The sequence below is a fragment of the Halorubrum sp. FL23 genome (genome assembly GCF_052439115.2).
Taxonomy (GTDB): Archaea; Halobacteriota; Halobacteria; order Halobacteriales; family Haloferacaceae; genus Halorubrum; species Halorubrum persicum.
Window position 1 is genome coordinate 1 of sequence record NZ_JBQVRO020000051.1, and the last position, 1,612, is coordinate 1,612.

At 56.2% G+C, this 1,612-nt stretch carries 1 protein-coding gene; it reads right to left on the reverse strand.

Translation table 11 applies throughout. The features are described from left to right. Window positions 1-197: 197 nt before the first annotated feature. The gene (locus ACT4MF_RS18815) at window positions 198-1,532 is read right to left on the reverse strand and encodes an IS4 family transposase (RefSeq protein WP_512053344.1); all 1,335 of its coding nucleotides are present in this window, start codon (window positions 1,530-1,532) and stop codon (window positions 198-200) included. Window positions 1,533-1,612: the final 80 nt, after the last annotated feature.

The following is a 1,612-nucleotide window of genomic DNA, read 5'->3' on the forward strand; positions in this document are numbered from 1 at the left end:
AGATTGTTGAGCAAGACGGTGTTGAGTCGAATCGCTGATGAAGCGTGATCGGAGAATTGAACGGATGTTCTTCTGTCTCGGATGGTGAGATCTGTGTCACTCTCTGAAGGCGGCGCACTCACTCCGGTGAGTGCGTCGCCGATCCAGAGCTGTCGCTACTACCTACGTCTGAGCTGACCGGCTTATCAGGCGAGTTTCTACCAGAACTCGCCTGACTCAACCTGCTCACGTAATCTTGGTCGATGTGGATTTGGATCCCGTGACGACCACAACAGCAATTCGTCGAGATCTGGCAGTTCATACCCGAGATCCAGCATCAGGTACAGCTGGACCAAGTGTGCGTGACGTTCGAGCGCGTGAGAACACCGACGACGTGGGAGACGCGTCGACGACGCGGCCGCGTCGTCGTCGCTCCCCTGCCGCTTTGCGTCTAATTTGCGGAGTTCATCCACAATAACGCGGCTCATCAGCAGCGAGAGCGCCGCTACGATGATCAGCGCTTCGATGATGTAAGGATCCGTCGTATTGATCTCATCAAGACCGAAGCGCGATTTGAGTTCCTTGAACAGCAGCTCAATCTCCCAGCGCGCCCGATAGAGCTGTGCGATATCGGGCGCGCGGTAGTTGTCTCTGGTAAGATTCGTTAGGTAGAGATGGTACTCACCGCCGTCCTCGTTGAGCACACCGACGAGTCGGAACGTTCGGGTCGAGCTGACGCCCGACCCTCGCTTGCGGTCGAATGAGAGGGTGATCCGAGCGTCGATCTCCTGTCGCTGCAGGTCGTCGAGGACGTCCTGCAGCGACTCGCCTTCGAGTGGAATACTGTTTCCCCGCCATGTGCGAAGCTCTTCGACGATCTCGAAGTTCGCGTCATCTTTGACCCGTGAGACGAACCAGCCGTCGTTTTGGTCGATACGGTCGAACAACCAGAAGTCGTAGAAGCCGAGATCAAGTAAGATGAGTGCGCCAGCTACCCACTCGCCGGTGGGTAGCTGGCTCCGTTCCTGCGTTTTGGCGTCAGTCGTTTGAAAACGCGTAGGAAGTCCGGTTGAGAGTGATTCTGTGAGGTGGAGCTTCACGCCAGCCTGATCTTCGCCAGTCGCTGCGTAGACGTCTGTAGCGTCTTGGTAGAGTGAGACGATAGAGGCGTCAACAATGAGGACGTCTCGAAAGCGTTCGAGACGTCCGCTGAGGTCGGTTTGTCCCGGGTCGAGATTCTCGATGGCGTCATCGAGAATCTCTCGCAGGAGTGCAACGAACGCGGGTGAAAACCAGCCGTGGAAGGTTGGATAAGCGAGTTCGTCACAGTCAGCCATTTCGACGAACCGTTCGAGAAATGCCTGAATAGAGCGATCTGATCCAGCAGCGAAACCCAGTGAGAGGGTGTAGAAGAACGCGACAGTGTCGAACTTGCGCTCTCGTTGGACGAGATTCGTTGCGCGAGCGCGCTCGCGCAACTCATCAGAGGGAAACGCTCTTTTGATCCGGTCGACAATCACTGAATCCGGTGGTTGGTAACTCACAGCAGCCACCCGGTTTCTCTGACAGGTAGTCCCAACGGTATTCAGATCAGGAGACGGCGCTGGCGTGAGGCGTTAAACTACAACGGATG